Below are 25,652 nucleotides of genomic sequence, written 5' to 3'. Positions count from 1 at the left end.
AACCTTTGTTACAATGGTTATAGCTATTATGTCCGTGAGCGTATATAATTGTACTCAAATTCTATACTAAATGAAAAACAGTGGGTTCCTATTGTTGATTTTTCTTACTTTTTCTTTGGAAAATTTTTCTCAACAATCAGATACTTTTTTATTTGAAGAAGTCATAATTGCTGAAGATAACGGACTACAAGCCTGGGAAAACATTGAACAGTTTTATGAAGATAAAAACGGTATTCTATGGTGTATCATTGATGACGGACTATATCGATTCAATGGATTTTCTGCTATAAATATCAATAATTATTTATCGACATTTTACAATCTGGATGTTGGAGAACAGGCAGGGGTTACTTTTTTTATTGAACAAAATGGAATAATTTGGTATGGAGAACGCAAAGGTCTGTACAAGATAAACCTGCAAAAAAAAACAGCACATAAAATAGTTTTAGACACCCCGCTTCACCCTCCCAATTGGAGAAATTATATTTTAAAATTACAGCTCATCGATACTATATTATATGTAGGTACTTCTAACGGATTATACCTCGTTAATAAACACAATAATCAAATCATAAAAAAGTATCTCACCAATGGAGCAGATATTAGACACCGGAATAGTGCCCATGCTGTAGAATCTTTTTATATCGAAAAAGAAAAAAATACTATTTGGACAGCAATGCCGGATGGGTTTTATAAAATTAATACCAAAACGGATGCAATTACTCACTTCGAGATAAAAGATGCTCCATATCGTTATCCTCATAATTTTCATCGAATTATTCCAGATGATAACGGTTTTATATTTCCCACTCATGGGTTAGGTGTTGTCAGATTTGATACCATTGCCAAACAATTCTCCACTCACCTAACACAAAAAAATAAGGCATACCGAAGAGCTCCTAATGTCATTCGATCCATGGTATCAATTACTGATAGCATTTTTCTTATTAATGCAGTTGAATTAGGTAATGGTTTATATAATAAATACACTCATCAGTATCAGTGGTTAAAAACACCACAACCTATGAAAGATGGCGTTTTTTTAGATCCGGACAGAAGTGGGTATGTCTGGGCTTCAAAACGAGGTAGAATCTTTAAATCAATAAAACCGATTACCAAGAGAAAACAATCACATAAACAGATTATTGATGTTACCGATTTCATCGCCAATAATGAATTAAAAAGTCGTCCATCCATTGATAATTATCCCCACATAAAACTTAGCGAGAATGAACGAAATGTGTTACTCAAATTTTCATTATCTAAAAGCAGCGCTATAGACTCTATTGTTTATCAATACCAATTAAATTCAAAAAAATGGGAAGAGATAAACACTAACAACACATTGCTATTAAACGACCTAAGCACAGGAAAGAATGAAGTATTGATCCGGGCAACTGATAAAAAAGGAAACGTTTTAGCGAATAGAAAACTCTCTTTTACAATACACCAGCCATTCTATAAAACATCCGTATTTATCACAGTCTGTATATTGTTTATATTTTCCATCATTTACTTGCTGGGAAGGTATAGCGTATTGAGAAAAACCACCAAAAAACTTCGGGAAATTGATCGTATAAAAACAGATTTAATCACTAATATTTCTCATGAATTCAGAACACCCCTTACACTTATTTCCGGACCAATCGAGAATGAAATACAACGTGAAGATCTGACTGATGATGCGCGAAGAAATTTTGAAATGATCCAAAGGAATACGAATCGGTTATTATCTCTGGTCGACCAGCTATTGACCATTTCCAAAGCAGAAACAGGAGCAACTCAACTCTCAGTAACACAGCAAAATATTATTCCATTTATTGGTAGTATTGCAGATAGTTTTCACTATTTAGCACAACAGAAGGATCTTAATTACCTGATATACATACACCCAACAGATCAAGAAACCTGGTTTGATGCTGATATTATCGAGAAGGTGGTTGCTAATTTGCTCTCTAATGCTATAAAATATACTCCCGAAAGCGGTTCTGTCATTTGTAATGTACATATAAAATCAGGAGAATTGTATTTTTCAGTAAAAAATACAGGGAAGGGTATTTCAAAAAAAGAACAATCAAAAATATTTGACCGCTTTTATCAAACCAACCCACATAAAGAAGGTATTGGTATTGGTTTAGCATTAATTAAAGAGCTTATAACGCTTCATAATGGTACAATTACCTTAGAAAGCATCCCAAATGCATGGACCAGATTTTTAGTAATCATACCTATTTCTAAACATAGTTTTTCCAGAGAAGAAATACATCCTTCTCTGCCCAGCATCTCAAAAGCCCCACCACTTTCTTCCTCTGTTTATGTAGAAAATGAAGAGGAAACCCCAGTCATGACCTATAACAAACCTATCCTTTTGATTGTTGATGACAATAAAGACATACGAAGTTACATAAGTACTTTCTTTACAGAACACTATCATGTATTAAAAGCCAAAAATGGTCAAGAAGGAATTGATTTTGCGATTGAACATATTCCCGATATTATTATTAGTGATGTAATGATGCCTGTAAAAGATGGAATTGCATTATGTAATGCGTTAAAAAATGATGAACGCACCAGCCATATCCCTATTATTTTACTTACTGCCAAAGTCGGCGAAAAAAATAAACTAGAAGGGGTAAAAACAGGAGCAGACGATTATATCAATAAACCTTTTAGAAAAGAACTTTTGATCGTAAAAGTCGAAAAACTGATAGAAATTCGAAGAAAACTTCAAGTCCGTTATCGTCAAGAAGTAGTTTTACAGCCCAAAGGCATTGCTATAACCTCTGTAGATGAACAATTTTTAGATAACCTTCAACGTATTTTAGACGATCAGCTAGAAAAATCTTCTTTCACTATAGAAGACCTTTGCCAATTATTAGGAATGAGCAGAATGCAATTACACAGAAAGCTAAAAGCTTTGACAGGATTATCTGCTTCAGAGTTCATTCGTTCACAACGCTTAAAATTGGCATCAGAATTACTCAAAAAATCCGATATTAACATTTCGCAAGTTGGATATAGTGTCGGTTTTAATGATCATGCATATTTTAGTAAATGCTTTAAAAAAATGTACCATTGTACCCCTTCTGAATACCAGAAAAAACACCGCACTGGTTGATCTTTTATATTCAATTTTTCTTGTAGCTGTCTCCTGTTACCGCCTTTCTATATGTATGTTACAATTTTTATAATCAATGTTACATTGATCATAAGTATTTCATTTCCTGCAATTTACTTTTACCCTAGATTTTTTAGTTCAAAAATCATTTACACTTAAAATCAACAAATGAGTATAGATACATATGAAGGAAAATTAGATAGAATCCCCTCGACAAAAATTTATCTCAATATAAACTATTTGAAGGCTGGTAAATACGTTCTAAAAATCGTCCATAAAAACAAAGTGATAAAAAAAACGACATTCATTAAGAAGTAATTCTAAGAGTGTTCATAAAACATAAGGGGAATAATTAAATTTTAAGGAGATGCACACAATCAAACCACTATTCATACTGGCACTGACAATTCATTTTTTTATTGCGTGTACGAATGATGACGACCGTGATAAAACTAATAAGACAGTCGATATTTCATTGACAATCACAAAAGAAACGCAGCAAGATCAGATAGGAGATTTTGCCGAAAACACGATGGTAATATTCGACGATAAAGTATGGTCTGTTGGCGGAGTATCCTCCTATGCGGCTGGTCATTTGACACCAATGATCTGGAACAGTAACGACGGAGTAACCTGGTCTTCTGTCATTAGTAATGATGCTTTTAAACGTAGAAAATCAACCCTTACTGTTTTTAATAATGAGCTGTTTTTAATAGGAGGATCGAATGAAAGTGGAGCGCTATATAATACAATTTTAAAAACTTCTGACGGGATTACCTGGAGTGAAGTAGATACGGCAGGTTCCAGTACAGAGTTTACGATAGGATATAAGCATCGATCATTTGTCTTTAACGATATGTTATACATAGTAACCACCTTACATCATGACGGTACTGATGTCGTAGCTGTTTTTAATTCCCCAAATGGTGCTAATTGGAGTACTGTTACCCTTAACGCATTTCCCTATAGAGAGGATTGTGATATCGTATTATTCCATAACAAATTATATGCTATTGGAGGTGTTACTACAGGACCTACCTTCTATAATAGTATCTATGAAAGTACTGATGGAATCTCCTGGAGTGAAGTCAATACAAGCTCCTCTGTCTTTTCAGGAAGGTGGAACCATACAGCAACCGTATACAATAATAAAGTCTGGCTTATCGGAGGGCAAAACACCACCTCTATAGCACTTACAGACATATGGTATAGCAATGATATGATCAACTGGAACTTATATGACGGATTCACAGCAGATGCGCTAGGATTATCACATCATGCTGCACTAAATTACAAAGATGCCATATGGTTATTTGGGGGATACCTGGAGACAGTACCCGGAGGCACTACTGCAGTAACAGGGCAAATAATTCGTATTAAAGAGGATTAGCATAATCAGGGTTTCTTCAGGATCAGCCACAAAGCATTGCCGGGAAACTACGAGACACTATTTAGACACCAGTGCCGGAATATTAACATTTTATTAAGTAAGTAGTTTACTATACACAATCTAACAAAAAATATCAATCGTGAAAACACTAAAATACATTCCATTAATAACAGTATTATTTATATATAGCTGTAGTAGAAATGATGACGCAACAGTAGCATTAAATTTAGCTCCAAAAGACTTTAATGTTACACCTAAAGCTGCCGATATAGGATTAGGAATCACCCTTAGCTGGGAAGCTTCTATTGACCCTGAAAATGAAAAAGTGATATACGATATTATCGTTAATGACGAAACCGTAGAAGAAAACACTACAAGTTTAACGTATTCTTTCGATGCCGGTTCATATGGCATTATCCTTACCGGAAAAATTGTAGCAAAAGATGAAAGTGGAAACAAAACAACATCCGATTTTTCCATCACATCTTCTGATATGGTTTACATTCCGGATTCTAATTTTGAACAATCGCTCATAGATAATGGAATTGATAATGGAGATTTGGATCAAAAAATTTCTTACTTCAGAGTAAAAGACATCAAAGTATTAGATGCTGAGAATAAATCAATTGCTGACCTTACTGGCATTGAAGCATTTTCTTCTTTGGAAAAACTGTACTGTGCTAAAAATAATATTAGCAATATAGATATCAGTAACAATAATGCATTAACACTTCTTTCTTGTTTTACAAATAATCTCAAGGAGCTCGATGTACAATTCAATACAGAATTGATTGTCCTAGCCTGTTCTTCTAATCAACTGGAGAAACTAGATGTAAGTTCCAATAAATTATTAAAAAAAATTACTTGTTCATATAATAACAGCCTAAGCAACTTAAATATTGCCAATGGAAATAATCACAATTTCTCAAATGCCTTTTTTAATGGAAATCCCAATTTAAGCTGTATTCAAATCGATGCTGAATTCGAAGTCCCTCCTTCTAACACAGATGGTTGGGTATATGATACTACAGTAAGTTTTAAAACCAGTTGCCTATAATCCTGCTTCACAAAAAATTCAATAACTATTAAAAACATATAACTCGAAATGAATACAATAAAAGCCATCTCTTTTGTACTACTTACAGCACTGCTGCTTAACTGTAGTAATGACGATACTACAGTACAACCGACTAATGCAGAACAATTAAAGGGAAGCTGGAAACTTACCAGTGGTAATTTTAATGGGAACCAAACCAAATATGCCATCTTTAATGGTAACAACATCAAGCTTCTTTTTCAAGACGAATTAGGGTTTAAAAGTCGTTTTGATCACAATGTAATAGAAAACATAACCGAAACAACATTTACCTATAATGCCCAGGGACCTACTGTCTATACATACACAATTAGTGGAAATACGTTAACTGTCTCAGAAAGCACACTCAATACCACCGCTACTTTTACAAGAAATGACGATGCTTCTATTTATGACAATTGGATACAAACAATAAACAGAGAAATAGAAACAGCAACCCCGTGGGCACATGCTACAGATATAGAGTTTATAAATTTTGATAGTAATAGGCTAATAATAGGCTATGATGATTCCTCCGGTTTTTTATCCTCTCTTAATACAGTCACTCTTAGCACTGATGGAGGAGTTCGGATAAACAGGGAGGCACGCGCAGTAACATATGACTTAGGAGGAGATTTATTTCTACACTCAAATGCCAATGATCAATTGTTATATGCCACAGAAACGGACGGTACCGAAATAAACTTTGCAGACTTACTCCTCGATATGCCTATCAACTACCTATCCTATCATAATGATAACATCTGGATAGCAAGCACCGCCGCAAACACTATAATTTTTCACAACGATTTGGGACAAGAACAATATGTTCTGAACAAACGTCCCTATGGAATCGAGTACACCAACGGTCATCTATATATAAGTACACTGGATTACATCCATAAATGTCAACGCATCGAAAATCAATTACAAGCTATAGAAACCTACGAGATATCTGACTCAGGAGGTGTCTATGGATTGACTTCTGATGGAAACAATCTCTGGATAAATACACAACATTCCGGAAAAGATGACAAACTTATAAAAACCGATATCACTTTTTAACAAATAAGTAAGCATTATGAAACTATCCATCTATATCATCCTCGTATTCTTTTTTATAGCCTGCAAAAATGAAAAAGAAACTCCGGGCACACTGGAAACAACAGTCAAAAACAATAAAAAAAGTCTTGCTAAAAACACGGATAAAACAACTTCTCAAGGCACGCTTTTATGTCTAATAAATGGTAAAAACTGGTCCTATACCGAAGCATCCGGGATTATTACCAAAAACAAAAGAACGAATGAGACATTAGCTACTGTTACTTTTAAACAAAAAATCAATAAAAAAACAGAAAGCGTACAACTCTATTACGATGCTATCACTAAAAAATTAAAAAATATAAGTGTAAGTATTTATGTAGAACAAAATAAACATACAGGGCTTGCTGGCGGCATGCAAAGAACTACCTATGAATTATTTAGTACTGATAAAAAAGATTCAAACGAAAGCATGGCAGGAACTATAGATACTTCGGGAGCTAATACCTTATCAGGAAATGCTAATGCTATAATTAATTACAATCAGAAACACCTCATTAAAAACAAACATGATGAAATACTTCATATCACTGATTTACAATTTTCTAATGTAGGGTATAGTGATCTGTCTAATGGGTTAAAATTTTAGAAAATGATGAAAAATACAAGACGAAATTTTTTAAAAAAACTAAGTAACAAGACAGTAGCAATAACAGGGCTTACACTACTTCCCAGTGTAAGTTTCGCTTATAAAAAAGAAGAAGAGACCGCTCCTAATATCGTCCAGGTACTCCACATACATGGTAGTCAGGGGCGCATAGAAGGAATCCCTCATAACGGAAAAAGTGAAAAACGCTTTTTTGACAAAGTATTTGATATAGCACATGAAATTGGCACAGCAGGGTTCCATACGTTTGGTAGTGGCAGTACTATGCCTGGAAACTCCATAGCGCTAAAAGGGAAAGCTGCTGCTACAGCACTATCAACAGAAAAAGGAATGGCTTTTTTTATTTGGGACAGAGGAACAGAAAATAAAAATAAAAGTGGCGAATTTTGGGTGCATTACGCCATTACAACTCCGGTTATTCTCAATAATAAACGCCAGAGGTTTAAAAAGGTACGTATTAAAAGTAGTTCTAGTGAAGCGTTATTTTACATCTCTTCTATATGGGTACACGATGCTGAAAAACGAATTTTCAATAAAGATAACCTAAAACTATGGGGACCGACAAATCATCATGTATTTGAGGTATCCCCTATTCCACTGGACGGTCCCTTAAACATATCCATAAAGATAAAAGGAGAACGTGTCGATCCTAATTTATTTTTAATCATTAACGCTGTAGGAATAGAACTCGTTTAATCAGTAAACTACCTCGGACACGTCCGAAACATTCGTTAGAAACAAATTTTCAATTTCAAGGCTCGTATTGGAGAGATCCCCCTTTGACGGTGCCAATAAAGTAATCGTTTATGAAGTACTCAATCGTTATTATCTTGTTTTTTTGTGTAAAAACAACGCTGTACGCACAACCTTATACCCTAAATAAAGATATCAAAGCTAAACAGCTAACCTTACAGGGGAACCCTAAACATCCAGGTGCCGGTTATTTAGAATATTACAACACTATTCCGACAGATACTGTACAGTATTACTATGTCAAAGGACACGATATGTATCAATATGTCGATATTTTTATTTACGCTCAAGAAGGGCACCCCAACCTAAAAGCAGCATTAGCTGTTGAGAACTGGCGAGACGCTATAATTACAAAAAACACTTCATCTTCTGAAGAAGGAGTTATTAATTTTAAGGTGAGAAGTTTTAACGATATTGGCATAAAAATTACAACAACAGATAAGCATCCTGTTCCATTTGGCATTATTATCAATGCAAGCACTCCTATTCAGAACCATCTAACATCCCCCTTTGTAAAGGCTATAAAAGAAAATACAGCCCCGAACCCTTCCCAGGCAAAAGAGCATGATAGTACTTCATCTGGTATTCCCTGGTTGTATAGTATCATAGGAATTCTGGTGTTACTAGTTGGGTTATTAGCCGGAAGGTGGTCTAAAAAAAATAAAACAATACTTCTGTTAATCACGATAGTAAGTTTTCATCCTTCCCTATCCAGTCAAACAACGATTGGTGAAGATATACAGCAGCGTACCGAAGAGCAATTAGAAAGAGAGCGACAAAGAACCGAATTAAATAAAAAAAGAAATCAATATATAAAAGATCGTATAGGTTCTATAAATAAGGCTTTCAAAACGGCTTCTGCCCTGGAAAGCCTTATCGGTGCTTATCAAAACTTAGATAGTTGTATCAGTACGGTTCCTCCAGCGAACTCCCCTAAAATTCCTTCTTTCTGCGCCGATAAAGAAGGTTGTGCCCCTTGTTTCAGAAATGCGCGCGAAAAATTTAATCAGATCAGGTACAAATTAGAAAAGTTACAAGCTATCTATAACTGTACTACCACCTATACTAAATCAGCCATTGCTTTTGGTGATAACGCATCCGGTTATCATGGAGTTGTAGGCATTGTATGGCAATCAGAAAGAAGAAAAATCATGAAAAGTATCGCGTCCTTAGATACATCGTATGATAAAAAACGAATAGAATTGCTAAACAAGCTTAATAATACGTTGTTAGAATTAGATGTCTGTGAGCGACAATACGGATTAGAAGATTGGTATGACAGGTTTGGTGTACTCTATTATAATTTTATGGAATTACGGTATCACAGATCATAAAAGCAACCTGTAAGCTAATGAGATAGAAACTCTTATACAAGATAAAATGTTACTATTGCATTCCTTTTTTTGTCCCCTAAGAAATATGCATCAATCAATCAGTTAGTAAAGAAGCTGCTATATACATATAGCAGCTTTGTTAAGTAAACTATATACGATACGACCTGAACCTTTCAAAATTGAAATCCTACAAAAAAGAAAAGGTTATTATCAAACGTATTATTTTTAATAACCGTGTCACCTAATGTTGTTTTTTTGATAGGTTCAAATGGGGTTCGCATCGGAAATGATACTGTATAATAAAGTCCTTTGAGACCAAAAACATCCTCCTCTCTATAACTAATTGCAACTCCTACGGTCGCTGATTTTTTTTGAAAGCGTTCTGCCAGGATGGTATGTTCATATTCATTAGTATACCATCCAAAAGAAGGACTTACATACAGCATTTTTTTATAAACAGGAATGTCATAAAAAGTCTCAAAACCAACTTGTTTTCCCTGGACGTGATCCCCGTCTACCACAATCACAAAATCCGAAGATAAATGAGCCTCAGACATAGTTGTATTCATGTATAATACCCGCATCATATGACTGTTAGGGAACTTCACTCCTATCTCCCCGGAATAAGACTTAAAGTCATTGAACACTGCCTGTCCTAATTCCAAGGCTGCAAAAGGTTTGATTTTAGTTTTTTTTACTGATGTATTCTGTTGAGTCCAACAGCGATTAACTCCAATAGATGTGAAAATAATAATTATAAATAGAATAACTCTCATGGTAATTACGAATTGATTTTAAACAATAATGAGCGCAAATTATGGCTTCTTTTTCCGCAGGGAGTTATCCTATGGTAACTAATCCGGGCAACTGATTTTTCGTCGAATCCGGCTTAAACTTTGTTTAGTAATTCCTAAATATGAGGCGATATGCTTTTGAGGAATTCGTTTTAGAATATCTTTTCTGGTATGCAATACATGCAGATAGCGTTCTTCTGCTGTTTGTGTCATTAGATCCATCCGTTGTTTTTCTCTTTTTGCATTGTCTTGTTCTTCCCCAACTAAAAACAATGTTTTGCCAATAGGAGTTTCTTTGAGTATATTGATGTTCTTTTTTGAAATTTGCAAAGCTACTACATTTTCCAAAGCGATTAGCTCCAGGTCAGAAGGGAGTCCTGTCGTTAATGAGTAATCATCTGCAAAGAAATCTCCCTCAAAGAAAAAGTCCAGACACGCATAGTTATTTTTCTTCCAGACAAAAGACCCCACCACTCCTTCCAGTAAAAAATATCCATACTTAGCTCTAAAACCGCTCTCTTTAATTTTTTCATTCTTTGTATAGCTCACCTCGTCACATAAGGTATAAAAGTGACTCCATACCTCTAGCGGAGCATTATAATAGGGATCAAATGCTTCTTTTAACTTTTTTTCAATCATATAATATATCGCATAATTTATCAGTAAACCACCTCAAAGAACATATCAATCTCGGTTATCGAGTAAAAATCCTTTAAGAAATTTCCTGAACAGTTCACTACCTTACAGACAAAACCTCATACGATTTGTTACAATATATACGCAATAAACACCTCCGATAGAAACGCATTTTAAATTGGGAAAAAATTACTCAAGGTATTCTCTAATAAATCAATTAAATACAATCCAAAAAACGTATCTGCTCATGAAGATGTTTTAGCGCGATATGTTAATGTGCGCCATATATATTCCAGTGGTCCTTGTTTGAATTTGCTAAGCCAGTACCGGCTAATTCCCCATTGTATACACACAATTCCAATAGCCAGTAAAGGAATATATACAAAAGGAATTTTTCGCATTAATGCCGCTCCATACCCAAAAAATAAGAGCACGGCAGTTACATTCTGTACGATATAATTAGTCAGGGCCATGCGCCCCAATATTGCCAGGTTACGAAAAATACTCCTTAGCCTACCTCTGTTCCATATAACCATAAAAAATGTGGAAATTCCAAGTGCCAATGCAGTAGAACCACTGTGATAAATAACTCCCTGAATGAGCCCTGTAATGCTCAAGTCAAAAGGCGTTCCTATAATGGCTTTGATAATAGCATATACCAAAGACAGCAACAGTCCAATTCCTCCAATCCAAATGGCTGTAGTGGGTACTGATCGTTCATTATTTTGTATTTTTGGTAACCAATCTCGTGCGAGTACGATCCCGATCAAGAATAAGCCTAAAACCTGAAAATACCGCCCGGACATTAAGTAACTCATCGGTCTTGGAATGGCTTTTAGAACATTGACAGAAAACACTGTTCGTGCGTTATCCGCTGTACGCATCTCTAATACCGAATATTCCCCGAACCCCCACCGGGTTTTCAGCACTCCCGAAAACTGCCGCAGTACTCCCCAAAAAGTTGCTTCCTGTGTCATATACAAAAGACCGTGAATCAGTAACGGAAGGGCTAATAAAACTACAATCCATCGCAGCAAAGTAGCACGGGAACATTTCATAAATAACGGTAAGAAGGCTCCCAGTATACTGTAGAGCATCAGAATATCTCCGTGCCATACCAGATACATATGCAACAGTCCAATTCCAAAAAGAATCCCCATACGTCTCCACCAGAATGCCTTAAAATTCCCGGAAGCACTATGAAAACGCGATGCCTGAAGGGCAAAACCTACGCCAAAAAGTATAGAAAATATCCCATAGAACTTCCCCTCCACAAACCAATCGATAAAAAACAAAACAATTCTGTCGGGTACCGGTAATTCCACTACCTCTTCGGGGGTATAAGTATAAAGCCCCATAAAACTACACAGATTGGCTAATAATATTCCAAAAAGAGCAAATCCTCTTAATGCGTCCAGAAGCTGTAATCGCTCTGATGAATGGGTCGGTGTTACAACAGCCATAAAATTCAATAATAAAAAAATATCATACACAGGGAATCCTCCCTAAAATACGCTTCACTTTTCCCTATATTGCCCTGAGATAATGTCGTCAATAGCTAAATGAACACGCTCTCCTAAAGTAGGTCTATTTCCATAGGCTACCGCATTAAATTCGTTAATATTTTGTTTATTAACACCCTTGTCAAAACCAAAAAAATATCATACTGAAAAGTCTTTTTCTGTACTTTACATCATTTTTATCTTCTTTCTAAATTTTAAATATTTTCTAATTTCCATCCCTAAAAACACGAAGTTTATAGCCAAAAACTGTGGTTCTATACCATTCCTCTCGATTTTTCTCTTTCTAATCAGGCATTTTTGAACCCTCAATATGAATATCAGGAAGCTACTATTTCCTGTGATTTCATACCAACGAATCAAAGAGCAGGAGATTCGAAAAAGTAGCTACCTCCTTCTCGTATTGATTCCCCGGGCGGAATCTGAAAAGCCTTTATTAAATAGAGTAAGAATCATAATCTTTATAAACATGGGATATAGAAATATCGCAGCATCAGGTCGCGAACGACCTGTTTATGCTTCTGACAAGGTAACTAATGCATCTGAAGTTAGCGCGCTGGTTACCAAGATCAGAAAAGATCTGGGTACTGCAGAAATGAATAAAGTAATCATCTACATCCTTTCCGGGACACACGGGAATACCCAGGGAGACCTTGTAGGAGAAAAAGTGTTTTTTGCAGAGGATAAAACCCTTGAACTACAAACCGTAAAAGCGGTCAATGTCAATCAGGATACCCCTCCAAATACCTGGAAAAAGTATTTCGGTGCCTCTAAGGCGATTGTAATTCTCGCCTGGTGTTATAGTGACCGCTGGAAAGGACTGGCAACCTATAACAAGTAGAAAACTCTTGTACCATTTGTATTTTACATATACCGGCAAAAAAAATATGTTTTTTTCAGTATACTACCCCGGGACAAACCTTGTGGTAATATATCTTTTGGCGATGCCAATATATCAAGCATAGCAGCGCTACACTGTTTTTATAACACTGAAACGAAAAAGAACATTTCATTCCGGTAAATGTAAGGTACGAATCGTATGATTCTCCTCGTCAGACAGACGAGGAGAATATCCACGCACTGTAGCGGGTTCATATCAATATGTATAATGAATTTGTTGAAACAAGTTCCGTAAGATACATCGTGATATACTAATTTTAGTTGTACCATTTGTATTTTGAAAGTACTGATAAAGAAAATTATTATTTTTTTGTTTCAGTAAAGAAAAAAATCAAGCATAGAGCGTTACGGTTTATTTCTATTCTGAAACTAAGATGAAAAAAGAACATTTTATTCCAGTAGCTTTAAAGTATAAATGGTATTCGTTAAATAAACTCGGTGTAAACAGATAAAACTGTATCAGAAGTACCTCTTTATTCGTAGGGGTACCTTCTAGCAGTTATATCTCGATTACCGGGTAATGGGCAAAAAGCGATATCCAAAGGATATCGCTTTTTTTGTCTTATATTATTTTGCTTTGAAATTGCTCGGGTAAACTACCTCGAGACAATTCCACGAGCTATTCGTTAGAAACAAATTTTAATTTCAAGGCACGCCTAGCAGTAGCATCCTCTTATAAGGATTCCCCCGTAGAATATCCCCTTAGCGTATCTTATAAGTACACTATGGATACATACACTTACTGATATCCCCTATAAGACGCGTTCCAGGTATTCTCAAACTGCTTCGAAGAATGCTTTTAATCAATCGAGACATTACTGTAGCACTCATCTATCCTATTTTTTGGGCAACCTCCCCATAAGCCAAGCCCTTTTTTCTATTATTTTGGGCAAACAGCTATTAATAGAAAGGCTCAGAACCCGTTTCGGAAGCCTTCGAAATAGTAAATTAACGCTTCGAAATACTTCCTGATGGGCTTGTCCCCATCCTCAAAGGGAGCCTCCCCCTTGTTTGGTATCTACAACTGTAGAAACAGGAATTTAGCTGCTTAATAATATGATTCCCTTACCTAAGGAAGTTTGCTTATCCACGGTTCCGGTTTCTATATCATCCCATGTGCAGTTTACAACCAAAAATCAACACTTTATACCATCTCTTCCTTATAAGCTACCCATTTTCTGATAGCTTTCGGTTATATAATAACACACATCATGAAACAATTTAATGAAGTACAAAAGCAACTACTGGAACGTCTGGCACAGCGTAGTGAGGATACAGAAATCCAGATGATTGATTTTCTGGAAGAGGTCTTTTTTAAAGCAGCAGCTGGGCGCTCCATGATCTTACAACTACAGGCAAAACAAGCCATTTATTACATGCCTGTATTGACATTTTCGAATCCTCTCAAAAAACATCAGGAGATTCAACAATTAGTAGCCCTTATCGAATTATTGCAATTCCTGGAAACAGCATCTTATATCACCTTACACAGCAAAAATATCTTGAAGGAACGAACGATGATATTCCTCAATGATCAGTTTATCGCCCCTAAAACAGTAGATGGGAAAATAATTCTCAACGCCCGGGGGGACAACACCTCTCAATCAGAAATCATCCGGGATAAGGATGGCAAAGTGATCTACAAAGGGGTTATTTTTACTACAAATGCTTTTTACCGGATGAGTCAATTGTTCACCGGAACCTTATGCATATCCCCAGCGATCAAACAGTTGATTCCCCCTTCTGCTGATACAAAAGAAGCTCCCCCCATACCCAACCATACTCCTTCCCTTGCATCTCTTTCATTTTTTAGCAAACTAAACCTCATCATCCATATAATGATGCTCCTCCTCATAGGTACTGTCGTATTTTTGGGATACACCTATTACCGCCCTACATCACACGAATCCACTACACCAAAAACATCTGATACTGTAGAAAAAGAAGTAATGACAACAGAACTAAACGTGCAGCAACAATCCGGAAGAAAAAAACGCCTGGTAACAGATAAACAACCTACCTCCCCTGCTTCTGACGAGTATTACGGAGCAAACCTCTCTTTATACCCGTCTAAATCCTTAAAGCAACTGGCTAAAAACGAGGCGATGTCTTTTGCTATTTTTCAGGCTTCGAGAGGTACCTGGTATAAAAATGCCCGCTTAAAAAAACAGTACGCTTTTGCGGCGGAGCATAACTGGTTAAAAGGTGCCTACCATATGTATCTTGCTAACAAAACCCCGGCAAGACAAGCAACTAATTATTATAAGGCTTTGCAAAGGATTGATTCTCTGGAATTACCTCCTATCGTATATCTTTCTCAAAAGAGTTTTTCTAAAAAATTGAAAAAAACAGTACCGGAATTCCAAAAAGAATTTATTCATTTTCTGAAACAACTTAAGCAAAAAACAAAGAAAACCCCTATCGTTTATACAGATACAGGTACTGCCAACACCTACCTATCGGATGCGAATGCTCCTTTTGGCAATTATCCCTTATGGCTTATTGACACGACCCAAACAACGACTCCTCAACTCCCTGAGGCATGGAAGAAAAAAGGCTATGTAGTTTGGCAAAGAAGTGATTATCGAAAACCAAAAGGAACAAGTAAAGAACTGGACATTAGTACTGAGAATATGAGAAAACTATCCTATTCATACTAAATCTCTGTCTGTAGAAATGATAATGGTGTTACTTCTTATTACTGAACAGATAACCACTATGTTGCGGTTTTACAAAAATGCTCTTTTAGGTATTTTCACCCATATACACTCTACGTTTTATCCATATTTTTACTCACTAAGTAAGATGTAAATGCTCCGACACTGGTATTGAAATATTCTATAGTGGTTTTCTTGGGACACCTTGAGTGCTTAGCCCGAGACCCCTGACTTTTTAATGTTTGCTTACAATGAAACAGAAGGGTGCTAAGTTTTAGCCTCTGTCTGAGGGAATACTCCCCAAAAGATATTCCTAAGTAATGTACAAACAATAGCCAGGGGATAAAGGATACAACGAATATCGAGATCTGCAAACGGGTCACGGTACTTTTTAGTAATCAATACCCTTCTGAAAACATACAACTGGGAAAATTGTATAAGGGATATATAAAAGATGTAGTTGATTAATTCTAATTTATATTCTTATCGGTTTTATAATACTCTCCTTTCTTAGTCTTATCAATTTTTGTTATTGCTATAAACTGCTACAGCAAAGAAGAGCTTTATATAAAAAGAATAAAGCCCTGGCAGAAGCGAATCAACAAAAAGATATGATGCTGATGATGGTGGCTCATGACCTGAGATCCCCTCTATACCAGTTAACCCATCTCTGGAGGCGTGCCATACAACTGGCAGATCACAAAGAATACAACAAACTTACTGATACCCTACACCAGGGAATCACTATGAATCAGCACACCTATCAGTTTATGGATAATATGCTCAACTGGACAATGCTGCAAAGTAATCAGCTACTGTTTCAAAAAGAACATATTCATGGCAATGCCCTTATTGATCAGGTACTTCATGATTTCCGGATGAAAATCACAAACAAAGAGATTCGCATTCATAAAAATATCCCTAAAGACATCTATATCCATGGAGATCTGCATTCTTATAAAGTTATTTTTCAAAACTTTATAGACAATGCCCTCAAGTATTCTTTTCAGAAAGGAACCATCCGGATTGTAGCTTCCTATATCAGTACTATGGAGTATTGCAAGTTCACGATCCGAGACTACGGAGAAGGCATGGAATCAGATACCGTACACAAACTATTACATACTCAGGAACGCGTACAAGAACATCCTGAAAAGAAAAATAGTATGGGGATCGGGTTTCAGTTATGCAAACAGTTATTACACAAAAACGGAGCTTCTATTACAATAGAAAGCAAGAAACATATCGGAACCACCATCATACTAACGATACCAACATTAAAATCACACAATCATGTCAAAAATTAATATTCTCATCATTGAAGACGACCCTTTTGAGGCAGAAATTCTGGAAACATGCTTAGTACAACTACAATACAATGTGGTAGCCATTACCTCTTCATTACAAGAAGCTACTCATTTGTATTTTTCTTCAGAAATCGATCTGGTTATTATTGATATTTTTCTGGGAGGAAAGCCTAAAGGCATCAAATTTGCTGAAATCATTTCCAAGCACCCGGAAGCGATTAAACCTTTTGTCTTTTTGACCAGTTCTACTTCTAAGCTGGTATTTGATACTGCCAAACTAACCCACCCATATGGCTACCTTCTAAAACCATTCAATGAACTACAGTTACAATACGCATTGGAGTTAGCATTGGAAAAATTCGCCAACACTCCTAATACATTTATAACAGCACCGTATGCTTCTTTATTAATTGATAAAACTTTTTTTATCAAAAAAAACAACATTCTGATCAAAGTAAAATTATCTGATATTTACTGTATCGAAGTAGAAGATCGATATAGCAGTATTAAAACCGCCCAGGAACGATTTATTATTCAACTGTCATTAAAACAATTTCTTGCCAAAATAAACACCCCTAATTTTATCAGGGTACATCGCAATTACGTAATTAATATGGATAAAATCGAGCGGGTATTTTTATCGGACAACCTCATCGTATTGCAAAACAAAGCAAATATTACTCTGGGCAGGCAATATCGGCAGGAGTTTGTTCGGCATTATGAAATCCTAACATAATGACAATATCATTTATATTTTGAATGTCCTGGCTAAGAAAACTAATTTTTCTGTTTTAGTAAACTGACTGAATAAATTACTTTTTCTCATTCTTATCCCTTTTATCTGTAACACAACCTCCGCAGTGCTCCGCATTGTAAACCCGGATTATGCATTAGCACTTCGTTATGAAGTTCGATCATATGATACATTATACAGTCACCTATTTTGAAATAGTTTAGGTCCGTACTATATTTTCTAATACAGAATCCGGGTTACCATTATTGACCCCCCCTCGGTTTAAGGATATGAGTTCCTATACTAAGAAGTATCCTCTCTCGGAAAAAGACCACGAGATATTTCTATACGTATCTGGTTATTTATTCCTTCTGGCAGCCCTCTAAAGGTTTAATCAGAATAGGTTCTGAGCTATATGAAGCTAGGATATTACATAAGAAACGGGAAGGTTTTCTTCCCGTTTTTATATGTTATGTGTCATCGTATTGATTCCATCTATAAATTACTAATTGAGCGCTTGGTGATAAAGATCAAATACAGAGTGGCTGCAATGACAATCGTATATGTCAATCCTTCTTTTCCTATAAGATCCATACTGCTTCCTATAATACAAACCCCTAAAAATCCTCCCAGTGCATCCATAAAAACAAAGGAAGCATTGGCTGATATCTGATCTTCTTTCCTAAAGACCTTACCGATATAACCTAAACCGGTGGCGTAAATTCCTCCCATACATCCTCCCCAGATAATCAGCATAATCAGTGCCACTCCCAAACTGGCATATACAGCCAGAGCCAGAAACACCGCACAGATTACGGAGATAAATACACAAGCATATATAATGCGAATACGATCGATAAATACAGATAAGGAACTGACTAAAGTTCCAATACTGACACTCCCAATCATAAACATGGTCACTAATAAGGAGGACTCGCTGTAAGATAAACCATTCGCTACACCATAGATGGTTAAAAAAGAAGGCAATCCAAAAAAGCAAACGCCCCCCAAAAGTGCTGACAGCATTACGATTTTGGCATATTTAAAAATAAATCCGAGACGGATCGTGGTATCGGTATGAATGCTTGGTTTTTGCCGAATCCCAATCAGCAAAAAAATCGGAATAACCGGAAGCATGCTATTGAGAAGGAAACGTACATTCATATCATCTATAAATTGTAATACTACCGGACCAGAGGCTATCCCTAATGATAAGGATGCTGAATAAAGTCCCAGAAAAAGTCCTTTTAACTTTCCTTTTGCCATCAGGTTTAACCAGGTCTGTATTACAACTAACAACATACTAGTTGCCAATCCATACATAAAAACCCCTAACAACCATCCTATAAAGCTTTCATTCATTCCCAGAAAATAGATACAAAACATCCGAATCATAGAGGCGCCAACAATTGTTTGAGTAATCCCTAATTTTCGTACAGCCAGAGACACATGCTTAAACAAAAGGAGGGTGGCTAAAATCTCAAAAGACATCACAATTCCTATCCATGTGGTCGTATAGTTTTGTGCCTGCATGGTCAAAGGAAAAATAATATAGTTTATACCCGAGCTTACCTGAACACAGAAGGTGGATATGATAATAATTACAGGAATAATTCTACCAGACATAAGATTATTTTTAAAAAAAGGGTTATTCTTTGTGTTTTTCCAAATGCATTTGCAGTACGATTCCCGAAACATCAGATGTTGTTAATGGAATGACGACCATATGATATCGTCCTAGTTGATTTATTAGGGTGGCTAGATCAAACTCCCGGGCATTGCTATGACTGTTGCTATCAATAGCGGGGTGATGGTAATTTCTAAAATATGCCGCAAAGTTTTCTGTATACCTTCCTTCAATACGACAGTTTAGCTTGATATGGGTAATATCTTCTTCTATCATACCTATTTTCATCCGTATCGTATTAGAACAGCCATTATCGGCTACAAAGGCAATGAGCTTCGCTACTAATTCCTGGCAATAGATAACGGAAGGACCGTATACCCTACTCGGCATTTTTGTTTCCTGACTGATCTCTAATACTATCTGTCGTGTACTCATTTCTAATACAAGACCTGAAAACAAGTCATCGAGATCAAAATTCTCATACCCGATTAATACAGCGGCTTGCTCCTGCTTACTCTCTTTATAGGCTATTACATGGGTAATCCAGTTGTACAATTGTTTTTGATACTTCTCCTTTTGGGCTCCTCTATACAACAACCTATTATTGATTTTCTTTAGTACTGCTATACTTTCTGAGTTCACTTCTCGTATCGTATGATGTAACTGGTCCACTGTCTGAATATACAGTTGACTATTATCAAGAGTTTTCTGTGTATGCTTACGAATATACAAGATTAACAACCCTATGATTAATCCTATAAAAAGAATAATGACTGCAGACTTTTCGAATGCAATATTAATAGGTTCCAAACGCTTGTAAAAGTTATTTAATTCCAGATCCATTCCCAATACACCTACAAAAGTGCCTTTAGAATCATAAAATGGCGCGTATCCACTGATAAAAATCCCCCATTCATCCTGATAGGCATTCGAAACAGTTGTGGTTTGTTCTTTTAGGGCTGTCAATAACTCCGGAGCAGGATCTGTATACGGGTCCATTAGAGCTGGTGCCTGATCCGGTACCCCATCATTATCATTATCATCCTGTGGACTGGGGTTCAGTACAAAATACACCTCATCATCCTTAAGTACCGTGGTATATATATAGCGGATGTCTTTAGACGCTGCTCGAATCTTTTCCAGCGGATCATTATGTGCTATAAACAGACTATCGCTTCTGTCAGTGTGTTTATTAAATAATTGGTGTTTATCTCCGTCAATGGTAGTAGCTGCTGCTTCTACATTTGATTTTAGCCCGATTTTGATCTCTGCTTCTAAAGCTTCAATAGATTTCAGGTAGGTAAGGTAAGTAGAGAAAAAGATGAGTACTACTACGATAAAAGCAGTTGTAATTGCTTCTGTTTTGGGTCTGATATGGGCCATTATTTTATGCGTATTCATAGGATTCGTTTTTTAATATAAAAATGCAATAGCTTGTAGTATCGTAAGCACAAAAAATGCAATGGGGAATATATAGCGACAGTAGCGCATCAGATTTTTATACGATGCCTTGGATTTTTTCTTCAGGATAGAGTTCCCTATGACAATCATTACCAGATTGATGAATATGCTCAGATACCCCAGAGTAATCAGTGATTCTATAAAGGTTCTATACGGCAAATTAGGCAGTATGCTCGAGGCATTGAAGTTAAAAGCTACCAGAGTTAACATCAGGGTAAAACTGGTCGCTAGTTGATCAGACATACTTTTAATCCAGAAAACAGACCACGATATACTGATAATAAGAAATAATGGAAAAATGAACTGCCAAAAATAATAGACTACCGAGCGCGTAGCTGTAATTTCTATATTATATCTGGAAAAACTAATAGGATCTTTTTCATTTAAATGAGAATATTTATGAGCACTGATAAATGCTTTTTTACCTGTGATCTTCCATTCTTCGGTGATCTCACCTTGCGTATAATACAGCTCCGGGGTTACTTCTGAAAAGAAAAGAGTATTGGTATCATAAGAGAAGCCCTCTAACTGTACGACAAATTTCTGGCTGTCAAAAGGAAATTTCCTAAAGTTCATCTCTGTCGTAAAAACCGCATTAAACCGTTCATTATATGTGATTTTCCCATTGGGATGAATGATAATCTGTTTGTTGGATACATTGCGGTTTCCGATTACATTAATAAACTCAAATGCAGGGATCCATATCAACTTTCCAATAATCTCATCAGCATTGTTATTTTCATAAATTCGTATATCCTGAGCAGCTTTATCAAAAGCATCATTATACCAGCTTGCTACAAAATATCCATCAACACTATAGGTTTCGTCTACGGTATTAATCCCATAAATCTTATTCACCTGTATCTTGACATCCATCGCTACCGGCGTTTTTGGAATACCCGCTAACTCAGGATGCGTTATTAATCCGTCTGCATCATCCGGCTTATCATTTCCATAAACAGTCAATATACCAAACAATAAAACCGAAAACCATACGAAACAGCTCCGTACTATATGATCAAGTAGTGTATTCATTTTTTACGATTTTATAACATTCTTCCAGATCTTCTACTAATCGAAAAATCATCTCCAGTGTCATATCTTTTCTGATGACAATTCGCATCACCGTATCTTCTAATTCCCCAGAGAGTTTATAATAGGGTAACATCCACTTTCGCTTTCTTAATAACTCAGTATAGATCACTAAAGGGAAAGAGGGTTCTTCTGTAAACTTAAATGCTACTATGGGTAAGGTACTTTCTGACACCAGTTGCAGGAAATTGCATTTTTGAATGGCTTCTGTCAGAATCTCGGCATTCCACAAACAGTTTTCTATAATATTCTTATACCCATTCATTCCATAATGCAAAAAGCAGAATTGCTGGGCTATAATCAGGGAAGATGAACGGGAAAAGCTTACCGTAAAAGATTTTGATACCCCATAGAGGTATTCTGCAGTAGTTTTTAGTTCTTCGGGGAAACAGTTTTGGTCTCTAAACAAAAGCCATCCCAAGCCGGGATATACCAAACCGTACTTATGTCCGGAAAGGTTTATCGACTTTACAAGGGGTAACCTGAAGTCCCATCGTACTTTTTGTAAATGTGCTACAAATGGATATACAAACCCTCCGATGGCTGCATCTACATGAATTCCTACATCCCATCCGTATTGCGTATTAACTGCCTCCAGCATCTCATTGATTTGCACAATCGGGTCACAAAATCCTACATAGGTGCATCCCAGAACTGCCACTACTCCTATGGTATTTTCATCAATAGAGGCTCTCACGGCTTCTATCGGATATTCATTAACAATATGAAGGGGGACTTCCCTAACCTGGATATCTAAAAACCGGGCAGATTTATGCCAAGATATATGTGCATTGCTACAGAGTACCAAATTAGGATCTCCTTGATTTCCATTTTGTTTCCATCTCCATTTAGCAGCCAGTAACGCCATAAAAATCGCTTCAGAAGAGCCTGTGGTAGAACTTCCGCAAATATCATTCTCATCGGGTACATGTAATAAATTCCCTATAATTTTAACCAGACGTTCATGAATAATGGTCGTTTGTGAATACTCATTTTTATTAATCATATTCTTTCCCAGAGTGAGTTGTATAAGTAACTTTGCCTCAGCAGGCATTTCTATAGCTGTATAACTTCCCAGATCATAATTAGGTAATCCATCTTTTTCTAATTCTTTTGATATTCGTTCCAGTGCTTCATAGGCAGGGATTCCTTCCTGAAGCACATGTATTTTTTCATACGGCGTGTTATTATTTTGCATAGATCAAACAAGGTTAAGTTAGGTTATGATGTTAATTACTGTAAACTCAGGTTGCATCCTGCCTGATAATGAGTGGTCTTTTCTGCAATGATATAGGTGGTTCCTAAAGAAAAAGAAACAACTGCCTTTTTATGCAATGTTGTATGTGCTGCTAATCTCAGCGTAGCATCTCTAAACCCATCAGTAGCTGGTATCCCCTCAATAGATACAGTATTACTGCGATAGGCTACACTTCCACTCAAATCTATATATTTCCCTTTCTTTTTGAAGAGTGTTTCGTTTACCGTAAGAATGGTATAGATCTCTTCTTTATTATTAACATAAATCTGTAGGTATGGATTGAGGTATTTCGTATAACCGATCCCTGCTGTAACTTCATAAAAATTGGTATTGTACTCCACTCCCAAAGCACTATCAGCAGGCGCATAATAATACACCCCACCGATGGAAAAAGAAATGTTTCTGGCGATTTCATTTTGATAACTCATCGTAACTGAGGTTTCCAGATTATGGGTAGTAGACTTTATTCCAAAACTCGTCCAGATATTAAGTGACAATCCGGTATCATATAATGTATAGGTAGTACTGGGCTGTATGGCTTCATAATCTGTTACAATATCCCTCCATATATAATTAGACGTTACATATAGCTGAAAATCCAATACACTGGGGGGTTCTTTTGTCGGGGTATCTGATATTTTTGATATCATGGGGGTTTCTTTTGGGATTTCAATAGGGATAGTGTCCTGCCCCATCAATACGGAAGGACAAGCTACCCACAAAAGAAAATAACTTAGGTAGGTTGGTTTATTCATGACCATGGTTTTAATCGTTTATTTCGTTGTTTTTTTGCGGTTGTGGAGTTGGGAACATGCTTCTTTTACTGTAGCAATTTCATATCATACACAGGTACACTACTCAGCGAAATACATGGTGTGTATACATACTGTTACGGATAGACAACAATGAAGTGATACTGTAAGAAACAAAGGATATTTTGTTGATTTTCAAAAGATATACAATCTCTTTTCTAACCAGGTATCTGAGCTCGCAGGGCTTTCTCATACCCCTCGATCAACTTATTCAACCCTTCTGTATTTTCCTGAGGTTTGATGACTAAATCTAATTTTGCTGAAGGTTGTTTGGTACTGGTATTCCACTCTGAATTTTCTGCTGATTTATTACTAAAGCTTACCAGGAGCTCATCATTCTCAATAGCAATATCTAAGTTGGTCGTGAATCTTAATTCTTCAATTCTGGCAGATGAAATAGGCACCACTGTCAGCAAAGGAACTTCTACAATATGCTCGGATACGGTACCGTCTGTGGTTGTCCTGGGGTAATTAATACTTACTGTTTTGGCGGTATATCGTTCTGTTTCTTCATCCTGATCAAAAAAATCATTGATGACCTGATCCTGAGAGTTTGCTAAGGTCGCATTGGCGATCTCAGCTGCATCATTGATAGCTTCTACTAGTTTCTTTAATTTAATCATGGTGCAGTTTTAAATGAGTTTTTCTTTATTTTATCGAATTCTTCCATGGAGGAGGCTACAGTATCCTTACTCTCCCGGGATAACTTTATACTTGCATTACACCCACTACAGGTAAATCCTTTCCCCTGCAACAGGATGTGTACATCAAAGGGTATAGGGGTTCCGCAATTCGGACAATTGATACGTTGTTCAAACATGATATTTCTTGGTTTTATTTATTGGCTGTTATTGCTTTTCGCTCCAATGAACTCGAGCTGATATTCTTGGTATATAAGTCTAATAATGCTGTAAATCCTACTGGTAAGGGTAAGGTTCCTGCATTCATCTCTACAGACAACTTTGATGCATTGCGCCTTTGATATTGATTTTGTTCTTTAGTACTCGAGTCATAGCTCACAGCACCTTTTAGCTGTGCTTCATCTTTCCCCTTTTCCCCTTTTTTAGTAGTCGTAACAGATTCATCATTTTGGGATATGATTTCCAAATCAAATTTTACATTGACTTCTTTTACCGACAATGAATTAAACGGAATCAATGTCAGTAATGGAACCTGAAATGTAGAGGTAACTTGTTCCATTTTGGGCGTTCCTTTCTCTTCCTTATCTGACAAAAGTGTATTCTTAGTGATGGTCATGCTAATCATTTTGGGATGATATACATCTTCTCCAAACCCATCATCATTCTCCACATCAAAACAAGTATCCATCAAAAAAGCAGTTTGTTTTTTAGCCATAGCAGCATTAGCACTGGCTGCAGCTACAAATGGAGCCGCTAATAATTGCTCTATTGCAATCCCCTGACTATTATTTGGTGTTTTCTTTGCCATATGATTTATGTGTTAATATGTTGAGAAA

The 25,652-nt window shown here is 36.3% G+C and carries 22 protein-coding genes; 11 read left to right on the top strand and 11 right to left on the bottom strand.

Features of this window, described 5'->3' with window-relative positions; all coding sequences use genetic code 11:
• The first annotated feature begins 70 nt into the window (after window positions 1-70).
• From ACFSTE_RS17240 to ACFSTE_RS17210, 7 genes are all read left to right on the top strand, one after another.
• Window positions 71-3,118, top strand: a complete 3,048-nt coding sequence (locus ACFSTE_RS17240; protein ID WP_378254632.1) for a hybrid sensor histidine kinase/response regulator transcription factor — start codon at window positions 71-73, stop codon at window positions 3,116-3,118.
• Window positions 3,119-3,485: 367 nt separating this feature from the next.
• Window positions 3,486-4,508 carry a kelch repeat-containing protein gene (locus tag ACFSTE_RS17235; protein WP_378254630.1) on the top strand — a complete coding sequence of 341 codons (1,023 nt, stop codon included), beginning with the start codon at window positions 3,486-3,488 and terminating at the stop codon, window positions 4,506-4,508.
• Between the two features lie 139 nt (window positions 4,509-4,647).
• Window positions 4,648-5,565, top strand: a complete 918-nt coding sequence (locus tag ACFSTE_RS17230; protein ID WP_378254628.1) for a hypothetical protein — start codon at window positions 4,648-4,650, stop codon at window positions 5,563-5,565.
• A 48-nt stretch (window positions 5,566-5,613) separates the two neighbouring features.
• Window positions 5,614-6,648 carry a hypothetical protein gene (locus ACFSTE_RS17225; protein ID WP_378254626.1) on the top strand — a complete coding sequence of 345 codons (1,035 nt, stop codon included), beginning with the start codon at window positions 5,614-5,616 and terminating at the stop codon, window positions 6,646-6,648.
• Between the two features lie 16 nt (window positions 6,649-6,664).
• On the top strand, window positions 6,665-7,273 hold the full coding sequence (locus tag ACFSTE_RS17220; RefSeq protein WP_378254624.1) for a hypothetical protein: 609 nt from the start codon (window positions 6,665-6,667) through the stop codon (window positions 7,271-7,273).
• A gap of 3 nt (window positions 7,274-7,276) precedes the next feature.
• Window positions 7,277-7,987 carry a hypothetical protein gene (locus tag ACFSTE_RS17215; protein ID WP_176030426.1) on the top strand — a complete coding sequence of 237 codons (711 nt, stop codon included), beginning with the start codon at window positions 7,277-7,279 and terminating at the stop codon, window positions 7,985-7,987.
• 110 nt (window positions 7,988-8,097) lie between these two features.
• Window positions 8,098-9,378 carry a hypothetical protein gene (locus ACFSTE_RS17210; protein ID WP_378254622.1) on the top strand — a complete coding sequence of 427 codons (1,281 nt, stop codon included), beginning with the start codon at window positions 8,098-8,100 and terminating at the stop codon, window positions 9,376-9,378.
• Window positions 9,379-9,551: 173 nt separating this feature from the next.
• Here ACFSTE_RS17210 and ACFSTE_RS17205 read toward each other — a convergent pair whose 3' ends face one another.
• From ACFSTE_RS17205 to ACFSTE_RS17195, 3 genes are all read right to left on the bottom strand, one after another.
• The gene (locus tag ACFSTE_RS17205; RefSeq protein ID WP_176030428.1) at window positions 9,552-10,154 is read right to left on the bottom strand and encodes a hypothetical protein; all 603 of its coding nucleotides are present in this window, start codon (window positions 10,152-10,154) and stop codon (window positions 9,552-9,554) included.
• 78 nt (window positions 10,155-10,232) lie between these two features.
• Window positions 10,233-10,811: a Crp/Fnr family transcriptional regulator gene (locus tag ACFSTE_RS17200; RefSeq protein WP_378254620.1), complete on the bottom strand. Its 579-nt coding sequence runs from the start codon at window positions 10,809-10,811 to the stop codon at window positions 10,233-10,235.
• A 242-nt stretch (window positions 10,812-11,053) separates the two neighbouring features.
• Window positions 11,054-12,271 carry a DUF418 domain-containing protein gene (locus tag ACFSTE_RS17195; RefSeq protein ID WP_378254618.1) on the bottom strand — a complete coding sequence of 406 codons (1,218 nt, stop codon included), beginning with the start codon at window positions 12,269-12,271 and terminating at the stop codon, window positions 11,054-11,056.
• Window positions 12,272-12,641: 370 nt separating this feature from the next.
• Between ACFSTE_RS17195 and ACFSTE_RS17190 the strand changes: the two genes are divergently transcribed.
• The 4 genes from ACFSTE_RS17190 (at window position 12,642) to ACFSTE_RS17175 (ending at window position 17,928) form a co-directional block, all read left to right on the top strand.
• Complete coding sequence (locus tag ACFSTE_RS17190) at window positions 12,642-13,169, top strand: hypothetical protein (protein WP_378254616.1); 528 nt, start codon at window positions 12,642-12,644, stop codon at window positions 13,167-13,169.
• Between the two features lie 1,270 nt (window positions 13,170-14,439).
• The gene (locus ACFSTE_RS17185) at window positions 14,440-15,888 is read left to right on the top strand and encodes a GH25 family lysozyme (protein WP_378254614.1); all 1,449 of its coding nucleotides are present in this window, start codon (window positions 14,440-14,442) and stop codon (window positions 15,886-15,888) included.
• A 608-nt stretch (window positions 15,889-16,496) separates the two neighbouring features.
• The gene (locus ACFSTE_RS17180; protein WP_176030433.1) at window positions 16,497-17,192 is read left to right on the top strand and encodes a sensor histidine kinase; all 696 of its coding nucleotides are present in this window, start codon (window positions 16,497-16,499) and stop codon (window positions 17,190-17,192) included.
• Window positions 17,179-17,928 carry a LytR/AlgR family response regulator transcription factor gene (locus ACFSTE_RS17175; protein WP_176030434.1) on the top strand — a complete coding sequence of 250 codons (750 nt, stop codon included), beginning with the start codon at window positions 17,179-17,181 and terminating at the stop codon, window positions 17,926-17,928. The genes ACFSTE_RS17180 and ACFSTE_RS17175 overlap by 14 nt, the downstream gene beginning before the upstream one ends.
• Before the next feature lie 492 nt (window positions 17,929-18,420).
• Here the strand turns inward: ACFSTE_RS17175 and ACFSTE_RS17170 are convergent, their stop codons facing one another.
• The 8 genes from ACFSTE_RS17170 to ACFSTE_RS17135 all read right to left on the bottom strand — a co-directional run bounded on the left by ACFSTE_RS17170 (window position 18,421) and on the right by ACFSTE_RS17135 (window position 25,624).
• Complete coding sequence (locus ACFSTE_RS17170; RefSeq protein WP_378254612.1) at window positions 18,421-19,551, bottom strand: MFS transporter; 1,131 nt, start codon at window positions 19,549-19,551, stop codon at window positions 18,421-18,423.
• A gap of 22 nt (window positions 19,552-19,573) precedes the next feature.
• On the bottom strand, window positions 19,574-20,953 hold the full coding sequence (locus ACFSTE_RS17165) for a PDC sensor domain-containing protein (protein ID WP_378254610.1): 1,380 nt from the start codon (window positions 20,951-20,953) through the stop codon (window positions 19,574-19,576).
• A gap of 12 nt (window positions 20,954-20,965) precedes the next feature.
• Window positions 20,966-22,048: a hypothetical protein gene (locus tag ACFSTE_RS17160; RefSeq protein WP_378254608.1), complete on the bottom strand. Its 1,083-nt coding sequence runs from the start codon at window positions 22,046-22,048 to the stop codon at window positions 20,966-20,968.
• Window positions 22,032-23,303: a glutamate decarboxylase gene (locus ACFSTE_RS17155; RefSeq protein ID WP_176030438.1), complete on the bottom strand. Its 1,272-nt coding sequence runs from the start codon at window positions 23,301-23,303 to the stop codon at window positions 22,032-22,034. Before ACFSTE_RS17155 ends, ACFSTE_RS17160 begins: the two co-directional genes overlap by 17 nt.
• Window positions 23,304-23,338: 35 nt before the next feature.
• Window positions 23,339-24,118: a hypothetical protein gene (locus tag ACFSTE_RS17150; protein WP_378254606.1), complete on the bottom strand. Its 780-nt coding sequence runs from the start codon at window positions 24,116-24,118 to the stop codon at window positions 23,339-23,341.
• 215 nt (window positions 24,119-24,333) lie between these two features.
• Entirely contained in the window at window positions 24,334-24,798 is a 465-nt protein-coding gene (locus tag ACFSTE_RS17145) for a DUF2589 domain-containing protein (protein WP_176030440.1), read from the bottom strand.
• A complete protein-coding gene (locus ACFSTE_RS17140; protein WP_176030441.1) occupies window positions 24,795-24,995 on the bottom strand; it encodes a hypothetical protein in 201 nt (66 codons plus the stop codon). The genes ACFSTE_RS17145 and ACFSTE_RS17140 overlap by 4 nt, the downstream gene beginning before the upstream one ends.
• Window positions 24,996-25,009: 14 nt before the next feature.
• Entirely contained in the window at window positions 25,010-25,624 is a 615-nt protein-coding gene (locus ACFSTE_RS17135; RefSeq protein ID WP_176030442.1) for a DUF2589 domain-containing protein, read from the bottom strand.
• Window positions 25,625-25,652: the final 28 nt, after the last annotated feature.

The organism is Aquimarina hainanensis, assembly GCF_042684685.1.
GTDB classification, from domain to species: Bacteria; Bacteroidota; Bacteroidia; order Flavobacteriales; family Flavobacteriaceae; genus Aquimarina; species Aquimarina hainanensis.
The sequence above is the reverse complement of the archived record's forward strand: the minus strand, read 5'-3'. Positions and strand labels throughout refer to the sequence as shown.

Bases quoted from the DNA above. Each gene is read 5' to 3' on its own strand.
- ACFSTE_RS17205 (WP_176030428.1), bottom strand. From the start codon at position 10,154: ATGAGAGTTATTCTATTTATAATTATTATTTTCACATCTATTGGAGTT.
- ACFSTE_RS17195 (WP_378254618.1), bottom strand. From the start codon at position 12,271: ATGGCTGTTGTAACACCGACCCATTCATCAGAGCGATTACAGCTTCTG.
- ACFSTE_RS17190 (WP_378254616.1), top strand. From the start codon at position 12,642: ATGAATATCAGGAAGCTACTATTTCCTGTGATTTCATACCAACGAATC.
- ACFSTE_RS17165 (WP_378254610.1), bottom strand. From the start codon at position 20,953: ATGAATACGCATAAAATAATGGCCCATATCAGACCCAAAACAGAAGCA.
- ACFSTE_RS17140 (WP_176030441.1), bottom strand. From the start codon at position 24,995: ATGTTTGAACAACGTATCAATTGTCCGAATTGCGGAACCCCTATACCC.
- ACFSTE_RS17145 (WP_176030440.1), bottom strand. From the start codon at position 24,798: ATGATTAAATTAAAGAAACTAGTAGAAGCTATCAATGATGCAGCTGAG.
- ACFSTE_RS17160 (WP_378254608.1), bottom strand. From the start codon at position 22,048: ATGAATACACTACTTGATCATATAGTACGGAGCTGTTTCGTATGGTTT.
- ACFSTE_RS17180 (WP_176030433.1), top strand. From the start codon at position 16,497: ATGATGCTGATGATGGTGGCTCATGACCTGAGATCCCCTCTATACCAG.
- ACFSTE_RS17135 (WP_176030442.1), bottom strand. From the start codon at position 25,624: ATGGCAAAGAAAACACCAAATAATAGTCAGGGGATTGCAATAGAGCAA.
- ACFSTE_RS17150 (WP_378254606.1), bottom strand. From the start codon at position 24,118: ATGAATAAACCAACCTACCTAAGTTATTTTCTTTTGTGGGTAGCTTGT.
- ACFSTE_RS17220 (WP_378254624.1), top strand. From the start codon at position 6,665: ATGAAACTATCCATCTATATCATCCTCGTATTCTTTTTTATAGCCTGC.
- ACFSTE_RS17215 (WP_176030426.1), top strand. From the start codon at position 7,277: ATGATGAAAAATACAAGACGAAATTTTTTAAAAAAACTAAGTAACAAG.
- ACFSTE_RS17175 (WP_176030434.1), top strand. From the start codon at position 17,179: ATGTCAAAAATTAATATTCTCATCATTGAAGACGACCCTTTTGAGGCA.
- ACFSTE_RS17235 (WP_378254630.1), top strand. From the start codon at position 3,486: ATGCACACAATCAAACCACTATTCATACTGGCACTGACAATTCATTTT.
- ACFSTE_RS17240 (WP_378254632.1), top strand. From the start codon at position 71: ATGAAAAACAGTGGGTTCCTATTGTTGATTTTTCTTACTTTTTCTTTG.
- ACFSTE_RS17185 (WP_378254614.1), top strand. From the start codon at position 14,440: ATGAAACAATTTAATGAAGTACAAAAGCAACTACTGGAACGTCTGGCA.
- ACFSTE_RS17200 (WP_378254620.1), bottom strand. From the start codon at position 10,811: ATGATTGAAAAAAAGTTAAAAGAAGCATTTGATCCCTATTATAATGCT.
- ACFSTE_RS17155 (WP_176030438.1), bottom strand. From the start codon at position 23,303: ATGCAAAATAATAACACGCCGTATGAAAAAATACATGTGCTTCAGGAA.
- ACFSTE_RS17170 (WP_378254612.1), bottom strand. From the start codon at position 19,551: ATGTCTGGTAGAATTATTCCTGTAATTATTATCATATCCACCTTCTGT.
- ACFSTE_RS17225 (WP_378254626.1), top strand. From the start codon at position 5,614: ATGAATACAATAAAAGCCATCTCTTTTGTACTACTTACAGCACTGCTG.
- ACFSTE_RS17210 (WP_378254622.1), top strand. From the start codon at position 8,098: ATGAAGTACTCAATCGTTATTATCTTGTTTTTTTGTGTAAAAACAACG.